At 69.2% G+C, this 17,400-nt stretch carries 16 protein-coding genes and 1 pseudogene; 7 read left to right on the top strand and 10 right to left on the bottom strand.

Going from position 1 to position 17,400, the window contains the following annotated elements; all coding sequences use genetic code 11:
• Positions 1-22: 22 nt before the first annotated feature.
• Together ACAG26_RS18340 and ppc are read left to right on the top strand one after the other, a co-directional pair.
• Complete coding sequence (locus ACAG26_RS18340) at positions 23-313, top strand: metal-sensitive transcriptional regulator (protein WP_370484504.1); 291 nt, start codon at positions 23-25, stop codon at positions 311-313.
• 293 nt (positions 314-606) lie between these two features.
• Positions 607-3,402 (top strand): phosphoenolpyruvate carboxylase, encoded by a 2,796-nt coding sequence (ppc, locus tag ACAG26_RS18335; RefSeq protein ID WP_370484503.1) that lies wholly within the window; start codon positions 607-609, stop codon positions 3,400-3,402.
• Here ppc and ACAG26_RS18330 read toward each other — a convergent pair.
• The 7 genes and pseudogenes from ACAG26_RS18330 to tkt all read right to left on the bottom strand — a co-directional run bounded on the left by ACAG26_RS18330 (position 3,399) and on the right by tkt (position 10,402).
• Positions 3,399-3,812: an ATPase gene (locus ACAG26_RS18330; protein WP_370484502.1), complete on the bottom strand. Its 414-nt coding sequence runs from the start codon at positions 3,810-3,812 to the stop codon at positions 3,399-3,401. The genes ppc and ACAG26_RS18330 overlap by 4 nt on opposite strands.
• A 32-nt stretch (positions 3,813-3,844) precedes the next feature.
• The gene (gene pgl / locus ACAG26_RS18325; RefSeq protein ID WP_370484501.1) at positions 3,845-4,591 is read right to left on the bottom strand and encodes a 6-phosphogluconolactonase; all 747 of its coding nucleotides are present in this window, start codon (positions 4,589-4,591) and stop codon (positions 3,845-3,847) included.
• Between the two features lie 46 nt (positions 4,592-4,637).
• The gene (gene opcA, locus ACAG26_RS18320; protein WP_370484500.1) at positions 4,638-5,549 is read right to left on the bottom strand and encodes a glucose-6-phosphate dehydrogenase assembly protein OpcA; all 912 of its coding nucleotides are present in this window, start codon (positions 5,547-5,549) and stop codon (positions 4,638-4,640) included.
• Positions 5,546-5,629, bottom strand: a pseudogene (locus tag ACAG26_RS18315) (hypothetical protein); the annotation flags it as partial. The pseudogene ACAG26_RS18315 and the gene opcA, both read right to left, overlap by 4 nt.
• Positions 5,630-5,631: 2 nt before the next feature.
• A complete protein-coding gene (gene zwf, locus ACAG26_RS18310) occupies positions 5,632-7,170 on the bottom strand; it encodes a glucose-6-phosphate dehydrogenase (protein ID WP_370484499.1) in 1,539 nt (512 codons plus the stop codon).
• Complete coding sequence (gene tal / locus ACAG26_RS18305; protein WP_370484498.1) at positions 7,167-8,291, bottom strand: transaldolase; 1,125 nt, start codon at positions 8,289-8,291, stop codon at positions 7,167-7,169. The genes zwf and tal overlap by 4 nt, the downstream gene beginning before the upstream one ends.
• Positions 8,292-8,311: 20 nt before the next feature.
• A complete protein-coding gene (gene tkt / locus ACAG26_RS18300) occupies positions 8,312-10,402 on the bottom strand; it encodes a transketolase (RefSeq protein WP_370484497.1) in 2,091 nt (696 codons plus the stop codon).
• Between the two features lie 220 nt (positions 10,403-10,622).
• On the opposite strand from tkt, the gene ACAG26_RS18295 reads away from it, so the two are divergent.
• Positions 10,623-11,534, top strand: a complete 912-nt coding sequence (locus ACAG26_RS18295) for a heme o synthase (protein WP_370484496.1) — start codon at positions 10,623-10,625, stop codon at positions 11,532-11,534.
• A 7-nt stretch (positions 11,535-11,541) separates the two neighbouring features.
• Here the strand turns inward: ACAG26_RS18295 and ACAG26_RS18290 are convergent, their stop codons facing one another.
• Entirely contained in the window at positions 11,542-12,018 is a 477-nt protein-coding gene (locus ACAG26_RS18290) for an NUDIX domain-containing protein (RefSeq protein ID WP_370484495.1), read from the bottom strand.
• Positions 12,019-12,196: 178 nt separating this feature from the next.
• Between ACAG26_RS18290 and ACAG26_RS18285 the strand changes: the two genes are divergently transcribed.
• From ACAG26_RS18285 to ACAG26_RS18275, 3 genes are read left to right on the top strand one after another with little or no spacing between them, the layout of a single operon-like run.
• Positions 12,197-13,765: a PPE family protein gene (locus ACAG26_RS18285; protein WP_370484494.1), complete on the top strand. Its 1,569-nt coding sequence runs from the start codon at positions 12,197-12,199 to the stop codon at positions 13,763-13,765.
• Between the two features lie 38 nt (positions 13,766-13,803).
• Complete coding sequence (gene esxG, locus ACAG26_RS18280) at positions 13,804-14,097, top strand: type VII secretion system protein EsxG (RefSeq protein WP_370484493.1); 294 nt, start codon at positions 13,804-13,806, stop codon at positions 14,095-14,097.
• A gap of 11 nt (positions 14,098-14,108) precedes the next feature.
• A complete protein-coding gene (locus ACAG26_RS18275; protein ID WP_071030450.1) occupies positions 14,109-14,396 on the top strand; it encodes a WXG100 family type VII secretion target in 288 nt (95 codons plus the stop codon).
• 52 nt (positions 14,397-14,448) lie between these two features.
• Here ACAG26_RS18275 and ACAG26_RS18270 read toward each other — a convergent pair whose 3' ends face one another.
• Positions 14,449-15,426, bottom strand: coding sequence for a quinone oxidoreductase (locus tag ACAG26_RS18270; RefSeq protein ID WP_370484492.1), 978 nt, complete (start codon positions 15,424-15,426; stop codon positions 14,449-14,451).
• A 71-nt stretch (positions 15,427-15,497) separates the two neighbouring features.
• Here ACAG26_RS18270 and ACAG26_RS18265 point away from each other — a divergent pair, with 71 nt between their 5' ends.
• Positions 15,498-16,208, top strand: a complete 711-nt coding sequence (locus tag ACAG26_RS18265) for a hypothetical protein (RefSeq protein WP_370484491.1) — start codon at positions 15,498-15,500, stop codon at positions 16,206-16,208.
• Here the strand turns inward: ACAG26_RS18265 and ACAG26_RS18260 are convergent.
• Positions 16,164-17,087 carry a heme A synthase gene (locus ACAG26_RS18260; protein ID WP_370484617.1) on the bottom strand — a complete coding sequence of 308 codons (924 nt, stop codon included), beginning with the start codon at positions 17,085-17,087 and terminating at the stop codon, positions 16,164-16,166. The genes ACAG26_RS18265 and ACAG26_RS18260 overlap by 45 nt on opposite strands.
• Positions 17,088-17,400 lie beyond the last annotated feature (313 nt).

The raw sequence follows: 17,400 nt of genomic DNA, 5'->3' as shown, positions 1-17,400 counted from the left end.
CGCCGGACGGCTAGGAGGCGGGATGCGGACCAGGCACGGGTACTCGGAGCGCGGGGGCAATTACGCCAAGCGGCTGCGTCGCATCGAAGGCCAAGTGTGTGGGATTGCGAAGATGATCGACGACGACCAGTACTGCATCGATGTGCTCACCCAGATCAGTGCCGTGAGCAGCGCCATGCAGGCGATCGCGCTGAGCCTGCTCGACGAACACCTGGATCACTGCGTGACCCGGGCGGTTGCCGAGGGTGGCGACCTGGCCGAAGAGACACTGGCCGAAGCGTCGGCGGCTATCGCGCGATTTGTTCGTTCCTGACCGTATGTGCCGGCCTGGCGCCCATTCTGGCGTCGAATCACGATGATTGGCGTTGACCGTATATACCCTACGGGGGTACGGTTTTGATTGTGAACGAAACACAACACCCCAAAACCAGTTGCTGCAAGTCCACCGGCTGCGGATGCGGTGCATCCTCGTGTTCCCAGGCGAAGGGGTGCCAGTGTGGCCACCCTTCGTGCACCTGCAACCACTGATCGACGGGTGTGGGCCCGGCCGTAACGGCCGGGCCCACACGCCCGAAACCCGTCACCGGCCGCGCCTACCCTGAAACGATGGCCGACGTCAGCGACCCCGCCCTGGAGCCCATCGGTGCGGTGCACCGCACCCGCCTCGGCCGCGAGGCCACCGAGCCGATGCGCGACGACATCCGGCTGCTCGGCGCGATCCTGGGTGACACCATCCGCGAACAGCACGGCGATGCGGTGTTTGACCTGGTCGAGCGGGCCCGGGTGGAGTCGTTTCGGGTGCGTCGTTCGGAGATCGACCGGGCCGAGATGGCGCAGCTGTTCGCCGGCCTGCCGATCGGCCAGGCGATCCCGGTCATCCGGGCATTCAGCCATTTCGCGTTGCTGGCCAACGTGGCCGAAGACATCCACCGGGAACGGCGCCGCGCCGTGCACGTCGCCGCCGGCGAGCCACCCCAGGACAGCAGTCTGGCCGCCACCTACCTGAAACTCGATGCCGCACAATTAGACTCGGGCACCGTCGGCGACGCGCTGCGCGGTGCGCTGGTGTCCCCGGTCATCACTGCGCACCCGACCGAAACCCGTCGCCGCACCGTGTTCGCCACCCAGCACCGCATCACCGAACTGATGCGGCTGCACGCCGAGGGGCGCACCGAAACCGATGACGGCCGCGCCATCGAACCCCAACTGCGCCGCCAGGTCCTCACCCTGTGGCAGACCGCGCTGGTCCGGTTGGCCCGGCTGCAGATCGCCGACGAGATCGGCGTCGGGTTGCGCTACTACCCGGCCGCGTTTTTCGAGGTGATCCCGCGGGTCAACGCCGAGGTGCGGCAGGCGCTGCGGGCCCGCTGGCCCGACGCCGACCTGTTGACCGAGCCGATGCTGCGCCCCGGGTCGTGGATCGGCGGGGACCGCGACGGCAACCCGAACGTGACCGGCGAGGTGGTGCGGCTGGCCACCGGCAGCGCCGCGCACACCGCGCTGGCGCACTACCTGGCCGAGCTGACCGCCTTGGAGCAGGAGCTGTCGATGTCGGCGCGGCTGGTGAGGCCCACCCCCCAGTTGACGGCGCTCGCCGACAGCGGCGGCGAGCCGGAGCGCGCCGACGAGCCGTACCGCCGCGCGGTGCGCGCGATGCGCGCCCGGCTGACCGCCACGGCCGACACCGTCCTGGACCGCCCGCCGCCACAGCGCCTGGACCTGGGCTTGCCCCGATACGCCGCGGCGTCGGAGCTGCGTGCCGACCTCGACATCGTGGACGCGTCGCTGCGCGGGCACGGCAGCGCGCTGCTGGCCGACGACCGGCTGGCCCGGCTGCGGGAGGCCGTGCACGTGTTCGGGTTCCATCTGTGCGGGCTGGACCTGCGGCAAAACTCCGACGTCCACGAAGAGGTGATCGCCGAACTGCTGGCCTGGGCCGGGGTGCACCCGGACTACGGCTCGCTGCCCGAGGACGACCGGGTGGCGCTACTGGTAGCCGAACTCGGCACCCGCCGCCCGCTGATCCGCGACGGCGCCGACCTATCCGAGGTGGCCCGCCGCGAACTGGACGTGCTCGCCGCCGCGGCCCGCGCGGTCGACGTCTTCGGCCCGCACGCGGTGCCCACCTACATCATCTCGATGTGCCGGTCGGTGTCGGATCTGCTAGAGGCGGCGCTGCTGCTCAAAGAAGTCGGTCTGCTGGACGCCTCGGGACCGCAACCGTTCTGCCCGGTGGGCATTGTGCCGTTGTTCGAGACCATCGACGACCTGCACCGGGGCGCGTCGATCCTGCAAGCGCTGCTTGACCTTCCGCTGTACCGGGCGCTGGTTGACGCCCGCGGCGGCGGCCAGGAGGTGATGCTGGGCTACTCCGACTCCAACAAGGACGGCGGCTACCTGGCGGCGAACTGGGCGCTGTATCGGGCCGAACTCGACCTGGTCGAGACGGCCCGCAACACCGGAATCCGATTGCGGCTATTCCACGGCCGGGGCGGCACCGTGGGGCGCGGCGGCGGACCCAGCTATCAGGCCATCCTGGCGCAGCCGCCGGGCGCGGTGAACGGCTCGCTGCGGCTGACCGAGCAGGGCGAGGTGATCGCCGCCAAGTACGCCGAGCCGGCGATGGCGCACCGCAATCTGGAGGCCCTGCTGGCCGCCACCTTGGAGTCCACCCTGCTCGACGTGGAGGGCCTGGGGCCCGACGCCGAGCCGGCCTATGCCGTGCTCGACGACCTGGCCGCGCGCGCCCAGCGCGCCTACGCCGACCTGGTGCACGAGACCCCGGGGTTCGTCGACTACTTCCTGGCGTCCACCCCGGTCAGCGAGATCGGGGCGCTGAACATCGGCAGCCGCCCCACCTCCCGCAAAGCCACCAACTCGATCGCCGACCTGCGCGCCATTCCCTGGGTGCTGTCCTGGAGCCAATGCCGGGTGATGCTGCCGGGCTGGTACGGCACCGGGACCGCGGTGCACGAGTGGCTCGACGCGGACGCCGGCCGGCTAGACGTGTTGCAGGACCTGTATCGGCGGTGGCCGTTCTTCACGTCGGTGCTGTCGAATATGGCGCAGGTGCTGGCCAAATCCGATCTCGGTCTGGCGGCCCGCTACGCCGAACTGGTGCCTGACGCGGCGCTGCGCCGCCGGGTGTTCGACAAGATCGTCGCCGAGCACGGCCGGACCATCGCCGCGCACAAGTTGATCACCGGCCAGGACAACCTGCTCGCCGACAACCCGTCGCTGGCCCGCTCGGTGTTCAACCGGTTCCCGTACCTGGAGCCGCTGAACCATCTGCAGGTCGAGCTGCTGCGCCGCTACCGCGGCGGCGACGACGACGAACTGGTGCAGCGCGGGATCCTGCTCACGATGAACGGGCTGGCCAGCGCGCTGCGCAACAGCGGCTAGTCGGCGCGGACGGCGCGGTTCCGCAGCGCATTCATCACGTTCATCACGCCGCGCACCGCATGCTCGGTCGCCGACACCGGCGACATCACCGTTTCCCCCAGACTCACGATGTAGTCGATGCGGTCGACGATCGCCTCCACCGGCTCGATGAGCGTGGCCAGCCGCTTCGCGAGATCGTCCAGGCTGGCCATGGTTTCTTCGAGGTGGTCCAGCCCGTCCCCGAGACGCTCCACCGTGCGGTTTAGGCCCACCAGCGAACTGTTCAGCTCGCCCATGGTGTCGCCCAGACCGGACAGCACATCCTCGAGTTGCCCGACCGTCACGTCGGCGTTCAACGCGGCCTGCGCCAACGTCTTGAGCCGACGCCGCTCTGGGCCGGTGCCGCCGGATTTGTCTGCCATGTCGCCCATTATGACCCGTCGGGAACCGAACGACGCGCCGGTTAGCCGGTCGGCAGCTGGGCCGCGGCCTCCGCGTCGAGCAGCCAGACCGTGTGCTCGCGCCCGACGGCCCCGGCGGCCGGCACCGCCACCGGGTCGGCGCCGCCGACCGCGGCCGCCACCGCGTCGGCCTTGGCCGCACCGGAGACCACCAGCCACACCTCGCGGGACCGCTGGATCGCCGGCAACGTCAACGTGATCCGGCGGGGCGGCGGCTTGGGGGAGTCATAGACCGGCAGCGCCAACCGGGCAGTCTCCCGTACCGCGGGGGTCTGCGGGAACAGCGAGTTGATGTGGCCTTCGGGTCCCATCCCCAGCAGGTGCACGTCGAAATTCGGTGCGGCTTGCCCCGGTTCGGCGTGCGCCGCCAGGACACGTTCGTAGCCCAACGCCGCGGCGTCGAGGTCGTCCCCGAATTCGCCATCGCTGGCCGCCATCGCATGCACGTTGCCCGCGGGGATTCCGACATGATCCAACAAGGCCTCGCGGGCCTGCTTGGCGTTGCGCTCATCATCGTCGGCCGGCACAAACCGGTCATCGCCGAAAAACACCTGGACTTTGGTCCAGTCGATGCGTTGCGCCTGCTCACCGACGCGACGCAGCAACCCGATGCCGGTGCCGCCGCCGGTCAGCACGATCAGCGCCCGCCCCCGCGCCGCGATCGCCGCTTCGATGGCGCCGACTAGGCGGTCACCGGCCCCTGCGACCAGCGCCGCCGTATCGGCGTAGGTTTCCACAGCTGGGCTCATCGGTGCCGCTCCTCCTCACGTCGTTCGGCATCGTTGCCGGGGCGGCTCATACGTACTCCACCCGGTCAATGCCCTGCAGCGCGGTGAAATAGATCTCGTCGGGATCTAGCCGTCGCAAATCCTCGGCCAGGCATTCGCTGACATCGCGGCGCGGCAACGGAACCAACGCATCCGGGCGGGCGGTGCGGCTCAACGTGGCGGTCACCCCCTCCTGGGGGCGGCTCAGCGTCACCGTTTCGGTGTTGCGCACCAACTCCACTTTGAGTTCGCCGACCGCGCGTCGCACCGGTCCGTCGATCCGGCCGGCCAGCCAACCCGCCAGGACGTCCAGCGCCGGTTCGGTTTTCAGCCCGGACACCAGCGCCGAGGTGACCGGCTCGTAGGGCGGCTGGTCCAGCGCCGAGGTCAGCAGCGCCCGCCAGTAGGTGATCCGGCTCCACGCCAGATCGGTGTCGCCGGGGGTGTATCCGGGCCGACGACCGGTGATCGCCGACAGCGGGTCGGCGCCGTTGGTGGCATCGGTGATACGCCGGATCGCCAACTGCCCCAACGGGTCTTGGGCGGGCACCGGCGGAGCGAGGTCGGGCCACCAGGCCACCACCGGGATATCGGGCAGCAGGAACGGCACCACCACGCTGTCGGCATGACCGGCCAGCGCACCGGACAACCGCAGCACCACCACCTCACCGGCGCCGGCGTCGCCGAACATCCGCAACTGGGCGTCCAGGCGGGCTTCGGCGGCGTTCGGGTCGCCGGTCATCACCACGATCACCCGGCTGGGATGCTCCTGGCTGGCGGCGTTGGCCGCCGCGATCGATTCGTCCAGGTACGCCTCGGTTGCCGGCGCGATGATCAGGGTCAGCACCCGGCCCATCGTCACCGCGCCGACCCGCTCGCGTAACTCGTCGAGCTTCTTGTTGATCGCGGTGGTGCTGGTGTTGGGCAGGTCGATGATCATCGGCGCCGCTCCTCCTCATCGCTGCGTCCCCCTCGCCGCTGCGCGGCTGGGGGTGCCCCCACTGCATCGTCGCCGGCGCGGATCACGGGCGCCGCCATTCCCGGCCGTCCTGGCGCAGCATCTCAAACGCCGACGCCGGACCCCAGGTGCCCGCCTGGTACGGGTCGGGCTTACCGTGCGAGGCCCAGTTGTCGAGGACGGGATCGAGGATCTCCCAGGACAATTCCACCTCTGCGTTGACGGGGAACAGGGACGGTTCGCCCAGCAGCACGTCCAGGATCAAGCGTTCGTAGGCCTCCGGCGAATCCTCGGAGAACGCCGAGCCGTAGGAGAAATCCATGTTGACGTCGCGGACTTCCATCAGGTGGCCGGGCACCTTGGAGCCGAACCGCAGCGTGATCCCCTCATCGGGCTGCACCCGGATCACCAGGGCGTTTTGGCCGAGCTCGTCGGTCATGGTGGCGTCGAACGGCAGATGCGGGGCGCGTTTGAACATCAGCGCAATCTCGGTGACCCGCCGGCCCAACCGTTTCCCGGTGCGCAGGTAAAACGGCACCCCGGCCCAGCGTCGGGTGTCGACCTCCAACGTGATGGCGGCGAAGGTCTCGGTGGTGGAGTCCGTGGCGAACCCCTCCTCTTCCAACAGGCCCACCACCTGCTCGCCGCCCTGCCAGCCGCCGGTGTACTGACCGCGCGACGTGGTCTGATCCAGCGGCTGCGCCAGCCGGGTCGCCGAGAGCACTTTGATCTTTTCCGCCTGCAGCTCCGAGGGGCGGAAGCTCACCGGCTCTTCCATCGCGGTCAGCGCCAGCAGCTGCAGCAGGTGGTTCTGGATCACGTCGCGGGCCGCACCGATCCCGTCGTAATAGCCGGCGCGGCCGCCCAATCCGATGTCTTCGGCCATGGTGATCTGCACATGGTCGACGTAATGCGCGTTCCAGATCGGGTCGAACAGCTGATTGGCGAACCGCAGCGCCAGGATGTTTTGGACCGTCTCCTTGCCCAAATAGTGGTCGATCCGGAACACCGACTCCTCCGGGAAGACACTGTTGACCACGTTGTTGAGTTCTCGGGCGCTGGTCAAATCGTGGCCGAACGGCTTTTCGATCACCACCCGGCTCCAGCGGTCGTCCCGAGGCCGGGCCAGCCCGGAGGAGTACAGCTTTTCGCACACCATCGGGAACGCGTTCGGCGGAATCGACAGATAGAACGCGTGATTGCCGCCGGTGCCGCGTTCGACGTCGAGCTTCTCCAACGTCTCGGCCAGCCGAGCGAACGCCGCGTCGTCGTCGAAGGTGCCCTGCACAAACCGGAAACCCTCGGCCAACCGCTCCCACACCGCCTCCCGAAACGGGGTGCGGGCGTGCGCCCGCACGGCGTCGTGCACGACCTGGCCGAAATCTTGGTCGTCCCAGTCCCGCCGGGCGAAGCCGACCAGCGCAAAGGTGGGCGGCAGCAAGCCCCGGTTAGCCAGGTCGTAGATGGCCGGCATCAACTTCTTGCGGGCCAGGTCGCCGGTAACCCCGAAGATCACCACCCCGCACGGCCCCGCGATCCGCGGCAGCCGCTTATCACGTTTGTCCCGCAGCGGGTTTCGCCACGGGTCAGTGCTCTGCGTCACTTGGTGGCGGCGTCGAGCTGAGCCTGGGTTGCCTTGAGCAGCTCGGTCCAGGACGCCTCGAATTTCTGCACACCCTCGTCCTCGAGCACGACGAACACGTCCGGCAAGTCGATCCCGACCGCCGCCAGTTTGTCGAACACGCCCTGGGCGGCGTCGGCGGTTCCGGTGACGGTGTCGCCGGTGACCACCCCGTGGTCGGCCACCGCTTCAATGGTCTGCTCCGGCATGGTGTTCACCGTGTGCGGTGCCACCAGCTCGGTGACATACAGCGTGTCGGCGTAATCGGGGTTTTTGACGCCGGTGGACGCCCACAGCGGACGCTGCACCCGCGCCCCCTCCGGCCACAGCGCCGAGTACCGCCCGCCGCCTTCGAAGATCTCCTGGTAGGCGGCGTACGCCAGCCGCGCGTTGGCCACCCCGGCCTGACCGCGCAGCGCCAACGCGTCGGCCGAGCCGATCTTTTCCAGCCGCTTGTCGATTTCGGTGTCCACACGGGACACGAAGAACGACGCCACCGAATGGATCTTGGACAGGTCATGTCCGGCCTTGTGGGCGGCCTCCAACCCGGCCAGGTAGGCGTCCATCACCTCGCGGTGGCGCTGCACCGAGAAGATCAGCGTCACGTTGACCGAAATCCCTTCCGCCAGCACGGCGGTGATGGCGGGCAGACCGGCTTTGGTCGCCGGAATCTTGATGAACAGGTTCGGCCGGTCGACGATCTTCCACAGCTCCACGGCCTGGGCGATGGTCTTGTCGGTGTCATGCGCCAGCCGCGGGTCGACCTCGATCGACACCCGACCGTCCACGCCGTCGGAGGCCTCCCACTGCGGGGTCAGCACATCGCAGGCATTGCGCACATCGTCGGTGGTGACGGTGCGGACGGTGGCCTCCACATCGGCGCCCCGCTCGGCCAGCTCGGACACCTGGGTGTCGTAGGCGTGACCCTGCTCCAGCGCCTTCTGGAAGATGGTCGGGTTGGTGGTCACCCCGACCACGCTGCGGGTGGCGATGAGTTCGGCGAGGTTGCCCGACTCCAGCCGGTCGCGGGACAGGTCGTCCAGCCACACCGAGACGCCCGCGGCACTGAGCGCAGCGAGGTTGGCGTTTTGTGACGTGGTCATCGTTCCGATACCCCTTTTCCCTAGTTGTCCAGTGCGCGTTCGGCGGCGGCGACGACGGCCTCCGCCGTGAATCCGTACTCGCGGAACAGCGTTTTGTAGTCGGCGGATTCCCCGTAGTGCTCGATCGACACGATCTGCCCGGTGTCACCGACCAGCTTGTGCCAGCACTGCGCGACCCCGGCCTCGACGGCCACCCGCGCCGACACCGCCGGGGGCAGCACGGCGTCGCGGTAGTCGACCGGTTGAGCCTCGAACCACTCGACGCACGGCATCGACACCACCCGGGCGACGATGTCCTTGTCGGCCAGTAGCTTCTGCGCCTCGACGGCCAGCTGAACCTCGGAGCCGGTGGCGATCAGCACCACGTCGGGCTGTTGGTCGCCGGCGCCGCCGAGCACATACCCGCCGCGGGCGACACCGGCCGCGTCGGTGCCCTCGAGCACCGGAACGCCTTGGCGGGTCAGGACCAACCCGACCGGTCCGCTGCTGGCGCCCCGGGCCAACACGGTGTGCCAGGCGTAGGCGGTTTCGTTGGCGTCGGCGGGGCGCACCACCGACAGGTTCGGAATCGCGCGCAGCGCGGCCAGATGTTCGATCGGCTGATGGGTGGGCCCGTCTTCGCCCAGGCCGATCGAGTCGTGGGTCCACACGTAGATGGTGTCGATGTTCATCAGCGACGCCAGCCGCACCGCCGGGCGCATGTAGTCGGAGAACTGCAGGAACGTGCCGCCGTAGGCGCGGGTCGGGCCGTGCAGCACGATCCCGGACAAGATGGCGCCCATCGCGTGCTCACGAACCCCGAAATGCAGGGTGCGGCCGTACCAGTGGGCGGTGTAGTCCTTCGTCGAAATCGACGGCGGCCCAAACGAATCCGCACCGTCCATGGTGGTGTTGTTGCTGCCCGCCAGGTCGGCGGAGCCGCCCCACAGCTCGGGCAGCTTGGGTCCCAGCACGGACAGCACCTTGCCGGACGCCGCGCGGGTGGCCAGCGCCTTGGAGCCGGGCTCCCAGTGCGGCAGGTCGGCGTCCCACCCGTCGGGCATCTGGTGGGCCAGCAACCGGTCCAACAGCGCCTTGCGGTCCGGCTCGCGCTCGGCCCATGCCTCAAAGTCCTGCTGCCAGCGCTCATGGGCCGCCTTGCCGCGGCCGACCAGCCCGCGGGTGTGGGTGATGACGTCCTCGCGGACCTCGAAGGTCTTCTCCGGATCGAACCCGAGCACCTTCTTGATGGCGGCCACCTCGTCGTCACCCAGCGCCGCCCCATGCGCCTTGCCGGTGTTCATCAGGTTCGGCGCCGGGTAGCCGATGATGGTGCGCAGCGCGATGAACGACGGGCGGTCGGTGACGGCCTTGGCGTTGGCGATGGCCTCTTCGATGCCGACCACGTTCTCGCCGCCGTCCACCTCTTGCACGTGCCAGCCGTAGGCGCGGTAGCGGGCCGCGGTGTCTTCGCACAGCGCGATGTTGGTGTCGTCTTCGATCGAAATCTGGTTGTGGTCGTAGAACACGATGAGGTTGCCCAGGTGCTGCACCGCGGCCAGCGACGACGCCTCGCTGGTCACGCCTTCCTCGATGTCCCCGTCGGAGGCGATCACGTAGATGAAGTGGTCAAACGGGCTGGTGCCGGGTTCGGCATCCGGGTCGAACAGGCCACGCTCGTAGCGCGCGGCCATCGCCATCCCCACCGAGGACGCCAACCCCTGACCGAGCGGGCCGGTGGTGATCTCCACCCCGCGGGTGTGCCGGAACTCGGGATGTCCGGGGGTCTTGGACCCCCAGGTGCGCAGCGACTCGATATCGGACAGTTCCAGGCCGAAGCCGCCCAGGTAGAGCTGCAGGTACAGGGTCAAGCTGGAATGCCCGGCCGACAGCACGAACCGGTCGCGGCCCAGCCAGGTGGTGTCGCTGGGGTCGTGCCGCATCACCCGTTGGAACAGCGTGTAGGCCAGCGGCGCCAGGCTCATCGCCGTTCCCGGATGACCGTTGCCGACCTTTTGGACCGCATCGGCGGCCAACACGCGGACGGTGTCGACGGCGACCGAATCGATCTCGGCCCAGTCGTCGGGGTGCTGCGGGCGGGTCAGCGCGGAAATTTCTTCGAGTGTGGTCACTAACGTCAGTCCTCGGGTCGACGAGCCGGTTCTTCTACACCCTAGTGCGGGAGCGCGCGCCGCCGCAGACTGGGATTTTCGCGCCGGGTTCCCGGCCATCCGGCGGCGCAAACAGCGGGAATCACGCCGAAGGGACCCTGCGGTGTGGCCGCGGGGGCCACGCGGTCTACCATCGTCTGTAGTAGAAGCTGCGCGCTGGTGCGACCTGAGGAGTTACTGCGTGAGCATTCGCGAGCGCGTCGCGCCGAAAATACCCAGTGCACTGCTGGCGTACTTGGCCCTGACCAAACCGCGGATCATCGAGCTGCTGCTGGTGACGACGATCCCGGCGATGCTGCTCGCTGAGCGGGGCACGGTCAACCCACTGCTGATCCTTAACACGCTGATCGGCGGGGTGCTGGCCGCCGCCTCCGCCAACACGTTGAACTGCGTGGTCGACGCCGACATCGACAAGGTGATGAAGCGGACCGCGCGGCGGCCGCTGGCGCGGGCGGCGGTGCCGACCCGCAACGCCCTGGTGTTCGGGCTGGTGCTGGGGGTGGGCTCCTTCTTCTGGCTGCTGGCGACCACCAACTTGTTGTCGGGCGTGCTGGCGGTGGCCACGATCGCCTTCTACGTGTTCGTCTACACGATGCTGCTCAAACGCCACACCTCGCAAAATGTGGTGTGGGGCGGGGCGGCTGGCTGCATGCCGGTGATGATCGGCTGGTCGGCGGTGACCGGCACCATCGGCTGGCCGGCCGTGGTGATGTTCGCCATCATCTTCTTCTGGACGCCGCCGCACACCTGGGCGCTGGCCATGCGCTACAAGGAGGACTACAAGGCGGCTGGGGTGCCGATGCTGCCGGCGGTGGCCACCGAACGGCACGTCACCCAGCGGATCCTGATCTACACCTGGCTCACCGTGCTGGCCACGTTGGCGCTGATCCCGGCCGCCGGGTGGCTGTATGCCGCGGTGGCGGGCCTGGCCGGCGCCTGGTTTTTGACGATGGCCCACCAGCTGTACGCGGGGGTGCGCAACGGCGAGCCGGTCAAGCCGCTGCGGCTGTTCCTGCAGTCCAATAACTACCTGGCCGTGGTGTTCTGCGCGCTGGCCATCGACTCGGCGCTGGCCCTGCCGACCCTGTTCTGACCGCGGCCTAACCGCCCGCGCACTCAAACCGGGTGGCCGGGCCATTCTCGCGGGCGGCCGCGATCCGGTCCCGCATCCGCGCCGACATCTCCGGTAACGCATCGAGCGCAAACCAGCGTGCGGCGATGCTCTCGTCGTCGGCCGGATGCGGCTCCCCGGCCACCCAGCTCATCAAAAACACGTGGTCGAGGTACTGGGCCTGATCGCCGTTGACGTGGACGACCGGCGCGGTGGCGTGTACCCACGCCAGCCGCCGCGGCGCCGCGGTGACGCCCGTCTCCTCGCCGACCTCCCGGATCGCGGCGTCGGCGGGCTCCTCGCCCGGGTCCACGATGCCGGTCACCGGGGTCCAGCAGCCGTTATCGGCGCGCTGGACGAGCAGCACCTGCCCATCGCGGAGCACCACGGCGGTGATGCCGATCAGCCACAGCGGGTCGTGCCCGATCCGGGCACGCAGGTCGGCGATGAACTGGGGAACCGGCATGGCGTGATCGTGCCAGCCCGGCCACGCCGCTTGAAACTTGAAATGCCGCCCGTCCTGGTATTGAATCTCTGTTGGTAATGAAAATCATGTTCAGCTGGGTCGCTGGTGCCGGTGTCAATGTCCGTGGAACCCGCAAGCGGGTGGGGGTGTCGGTTGTGATGTGTGCGGGTGGGTGGTCGTGAGCGTGCCGGTGTGGATGGGGTCGCCGCCGGAGGTGCATTCGGCGTTGTTGAGCAGTGGTCCGGGGCCGGGGGCGTTGTTGGCGGCGGCCGGGGCGTGGTCGTCGTTGAGTGCCGAGTACGCGGCGGTGGCCGATGAGCTCAGTGCGGTGCTCGGTGGGGTACAGGCCGGGGCGTGGCAAGGGCCCAGTGCCGAGGCGTATGTGGCTGCCCATGGGCCGTATCTGGCGTGGTTGAGTCAGGCCAGTGCCGATAGTGCGGCGGCCGCCGCTCAGCACCAGACGGTGGCCGGTGCCTACAGCGGGGCGCTGGCGGCGATGCCGACGTTGGGGGAGTTGGCCGCCAACCATGTGACCCACGGGGTGTTGGTGGGAACGAATTTCTTTGGGATCAACACCATTCCGATCGCGGTGAACGAGGCCGACTATGCGCGGATGTGGGTGCAGGCCGCGACCACGATGAGCAGCTATGAGGCGGTCAGTGATACCGCGGTGGCCGCCACCCCGTCGACCAGCACCGCACCACCGATCCTGAAGACCAACGCACAAACTGACTCCAGCGCCGACTCCGGCACCGACCCCACCGTCGACAATCCGTTGGATCAGCTGATCGCCCAGATCCTGAAGAATTTCGGGGTGAACTGGAACCCGGCGAACGGCACCGTCAACGGGCTGCCGTATGACTCGTACACCAACCCCGGCCAGCCGCTGTTCTGGGTGGTACGGGCCCTGGAGCTGTTCGAGGACTTTCAGCAGTTCGGGAAGGACCTGCTGACCAATCCGGCGGCGGCCTTCCAGTACCTGGTTCAGCTCGCCCTGTTTGACTGGCCGACCCACATCGCCGAGATCGCGAGCTGGCTCGGTTCGTCGCCGCAGTTGTTTGCGGCCGCCCTGGTCACGGCGGTCGCGCCGCTGGGGGCGGTCGGGGGTTTCGCGGGTCTGGCCGGGCTGGCCGCGATCCAGCCGGGGCTCCCGGTCGCGCCCGTCCCGGTGCCCGAACCGGTTTCGCCGGCGTTGCCGGCCGCGACCATCGCCCCGACCACACCGGCGCCGGCCGGCGCGGGCGCGGGGGCACCGGCGCCCACGCCGACGGCCAGCACGGTGGCCAGCTCCGCGCCGGCGGCGCCGTCGGCGCCGCCGCCGCCCGGCGGGGCAGGCTTTTTCCCTCCTTACGCGCTCGGCCCGCCCGGGATCGGCTTCGGCTCGGGGATGAGCAGCAGCGCCAGCGCCGCCGCCGGCGCCAAAAAGAAGACGCCGACGTCGGAGGCTGCCGCGGCGGCCGCCGCGGCCGAGGCCCGCGAGGAGGCCCGCGCGCGACGGCGCCGGCGCACGCAACGGCGCGACCACGGTGAGGAGTTCATGGATATGGGCGTCGACGTCGACCCGGACTGGGGCGCACCACCGGAAGCGTCGACGGCCGCGTCGGACCGGGGTGCCGGACCGCTGGGCTTTGCCGGCACGACGCGCAAGACTTCGGCGGCGGCGGCCGGGTTGGCGACGTTGGACGGGGACGCGTTCGGGGCGGGTCCGCGGGCGCCGATGCTGCCCGACACCTGGGAGGGCAGCTAAGAGATGTTGAGTGGTTGTCGAGAAAGTGAGGTGTTGTGATGAGTTTGTTGGATGCGCATATTCCGCAGTTGGTGGCGTCGGAGTCGGCGTTTGGGGCGAAGGCGGCGTTGATGCGGTCGACGATGGGTCAGGCTGAGCAGTCGGCGTTGGCGGCGCAGGCGTTTCATGTGGGGGAGTCGTCGGCGGCGTTTCAGGGGGCGCATGCGCGGTTTGTGGCGGTGGCGGCGAAGGTGAATGCGTTGTTGGATGTGGCGCAGGCGAATCTGGGTGATGCGGGTGGCACGTATGTGGCTGCCGATGCTGCGGCGGCCAGTACGTACACGGGATTCTGAAAGGTTTTGTGATGTCGCAGATTATGTATAACTACCCGGCGATGTTGTCGCATGCTGGGGATATGTCGGGGTATGCGGGCACGTTGCAGGCGGTGGGGGCCGATATTGCCAGTGAGCAGGCGGCGTTGTCGTCGGCGTGGCAGGGCGATACGGGGATGACGTATCAGGCGTGGCAGGCGCAGTGGAACCAGGCGATGGAGGAGTTGGTGCGTGCGTATGCGGCGATGGCCGGTACGCATGAGTCCAATACGTTGGCCATGCTGGCTCGCGATAACGCCGAAGCCGCCAAATGGGGCTGACCCGGGCCGATTAGGGCCGGCCAGTCTGCGCTCACGGCGCCGAGACTGCGCCTCAGGGCTCCAGCACGATCGAGCCGACGGTTTTGCGGGCTTGCAGGTCGCGGTGCGCCTGCACGGCGTCGGCCAGCGGGTACCGCTGGCCCACCGTGACGCTGATCGCGGATTCGGCCACCGCGTCGAGCACTTCGCCTGCCCGCCAGTTGAACTCGTCGGCGCTCTGGATGAAATGCGCCAGCGACGGCCGGGTCAGATACACCGACCCGGCCGCGTTCAGGCGCTGCGGGTCGACCGGAGGCACCGGCCCGCTGGCCGCGCCGAACAGCGCCAGGGTGCCGCGCACGGCCAGGCTGGCCAGGCTGGCGTCGAACGTGGTGGCGCCCACCCCGTCGTACACCGCGGCCACCCCCACCCCGTCGCTGAGGTCGCGGACCCGAGCGCCGAACTCGGCCGGGTCGTCGCCGGGGTAGTCGAGGACGGCGACGGCGCCGGCCTGCCGGGAAAGCTCCGCCTTCGCCGGGGTGGATGCCGTGGTGATCACCCGCGCACCCAGCGACGTCGCCCACTGGGTCAGCAGCAGGCCGACACCTCCGGCCCCGGCATGCACCAGCAACGTGTCCCGCGGCTGCACCGGATACACCGACTTGACCAGGTAGTGGGTGGTCATCCCCTTGAGCAGCACCGCGGCGGCCGCCGCGGAATCCACCCCGTCGGGCACAAACGCGACGAAATCGGCGGGTGCGGTGCAGAATTCCGCGTACGCGCCGTCGGCGCTGGCGGTGACGACCCGGTCACCCACATTGAGCGCGGCCACCTTGTCGCCGACCGCGGCCACCGTGCCGCACACTTCGGTGCCGACCACAAACGGCAACTCCCGGGCGTATAGCCCGGACCGAAAGTAGGTGTCGATGAAGTTGATGCCGATCACGTCGGCCTTGATCAGTACCTCACCGGCCGCGGGGGTGGGCTGCGGCACTGTCACATAGCTCAGGACATCCGGACCGCCGTGTTCGGTGACTTGGATCGCGTGCATGCTGACCAATTTAGAGGGCTGGCCGTCGCCGGGCGTGACGGCGCAGCGGCGGATCAATATCATCGCCGGGTATGAAGCTGGCCCGGCCGGACGCGTTTCACCCTCGGATCGTGCTTGCCGGGTCCCCCCGGCTGCCCGAGGGCGACCCCGACGACGCCGGACTGGTCGCCGCGCTGCGCAAGCGCGGCCTGCACGCGCAGTGGCGCTCCTGGGACGACCCCGAGGCGCGCGACGCCGACCTGGTCATCGTGCGGGCCACCGCGGATTACCGGGACCGGCTGGCCGCGTTCCTGGCCTGGACGCAGCGGGTTCCCAACCTGCTGAATAACCGCGACGTCATCGCCTGGAACGCCGACGAACACTATCTGCGGGACCTCGATTGGGCCGGGGTCCCCACCCTGGCGGCCCGGCGCGGCGCGGCCCACCCGCAGGCGACCGCGCTGGTATTCCTCGGCGGTGCCCCGTCGCACGCGTTTAGCTCGACCGCCAAAATCGCCGTCGACGAACCGGATTTCGAACTGTGGGAGGTGGGCCATGGCGCGCTGCGCGCGGTGGCCGCCCGGTTCGGCATCCGCCCCGCCGAGCTGCTCTATGCCCGCGCCGATGTGGTCGGGGACGCCGGCGAGGTGCGGTTGACCAGCCTGGATCTGGTGGCGCCGACGCTGGGCTGGGGATCTCTGGACCCGGGCACCCGGGAGCTGCAGCAGCGCGAGTTCGCGCTGGCCGTCGAAGCGGCGTTAGACCGGCTCGGGCTGGACCCGTTCTCGCATCGACGCCCATAGCGCGGCGGTGGCCGCGGTGCACAACGCCGCCCCGGCGACGTGGGTGGCCACCAGCGCGGCGGGCACCCCGGTGAAGAACTGCACGGTGCCGACCAGGCCCTGGCCGCACACCAACGCGATCAGCACCCCCAGCCGCCGCAGCACCGGCCGACTCGCCTGCACGGCCAGCAGCCCGAAACCCAGCCCCACCAGCAGCGCCAGAAAACCCACCAGCAGCGACGAATGCAGGTGGGCCAGCGTGGTGATCTCGACCTTCAGCCGGGGCACCGGGCGGTCGGCGCTCTTATCGCCGGCGTGTGGACCGGCGGCGGTGACCAGAGTGCCGGTCACCAATGTCGCGGCCAGGGTCACCGCGCTGAGCGCCGTCAGCGCCCGCAGCGGCGCCGGGGCCAGCCGACGCACCACCCCATCATCGGGTTCACCGACCTTGACGTAGAGCAGCACCGCCAGCCACACCATCGCCATCGACACCAGCAGGTGCAGCGCCACCGTCCACCACAGCAACCCGGTGCGCACGGTGATGCCGCCCAGCACGGCCTGCACCACCGTCGAGGCCGGCATCAGCCAGGCATACACCAGCACCTCGCGGCGTCGCCGGGCCCGGGTGACGGCCAGCACGGCGGCCGCGGCGGCGATCAACACCGCGAAGGTGACCATCCGGTTGCCGAACTCGACGGCCTGGTGCAGGTGCGGCACTTCGGCGACCCGCACCGGGGTGTAACTGCCCGGAAAGCACTGCGGCCAGGTCGGACAACCCAGCCCCGAAGCGGTGACCCGGACGATCGCGCCGGTGAACGCGATACCGCCCTGGGTCACGATGACGGCCGCCGCAATCAGGCGTTGGGCCCGCAGGCTGGGCAGGGGTAGCACGTCCACCAGCCGCAGCAGGAACCGTCCGACAGGCACCGCCCGATGGTAAGCCACTAGGAACTACACACTGTAGTAGGGGTGTGGCTCGGTGCCCACCGCGAAAGTGCAACGGTGCAGGAAAAGTCCGACGCATTGTCAAGTGGTTAGTGCAACGTGGGGAGGTTCTGGCAAATCTTGGGGCGGTGGTGTCTGGTGAGCGCCGCGCGGTGTTGCGGGCAGGGCGCCTTGGCCCTGCCCGTGCTGTTTGCGCGTTAGGGGCCGCAGAGGCTTCGGGGTCAAGGGCGGGCCGCAAGGCCCGTCGCGCAGCGAGCGCGGCAGCGCC

Source organism: Mycobacterium sp. pUA109, from assembly GCF_041287095.1.
Classification (GTDB): domain Bacteria; phylum Actinomycetota; class Actinomycetes; order Mycobacteriales; family Mycobacteriaceae; genus Mycobacterium.
Note: the sequence above shows the minus strand (reverse complement) of the source record. Positions and strands in the feature narration are given on the sequence as shown.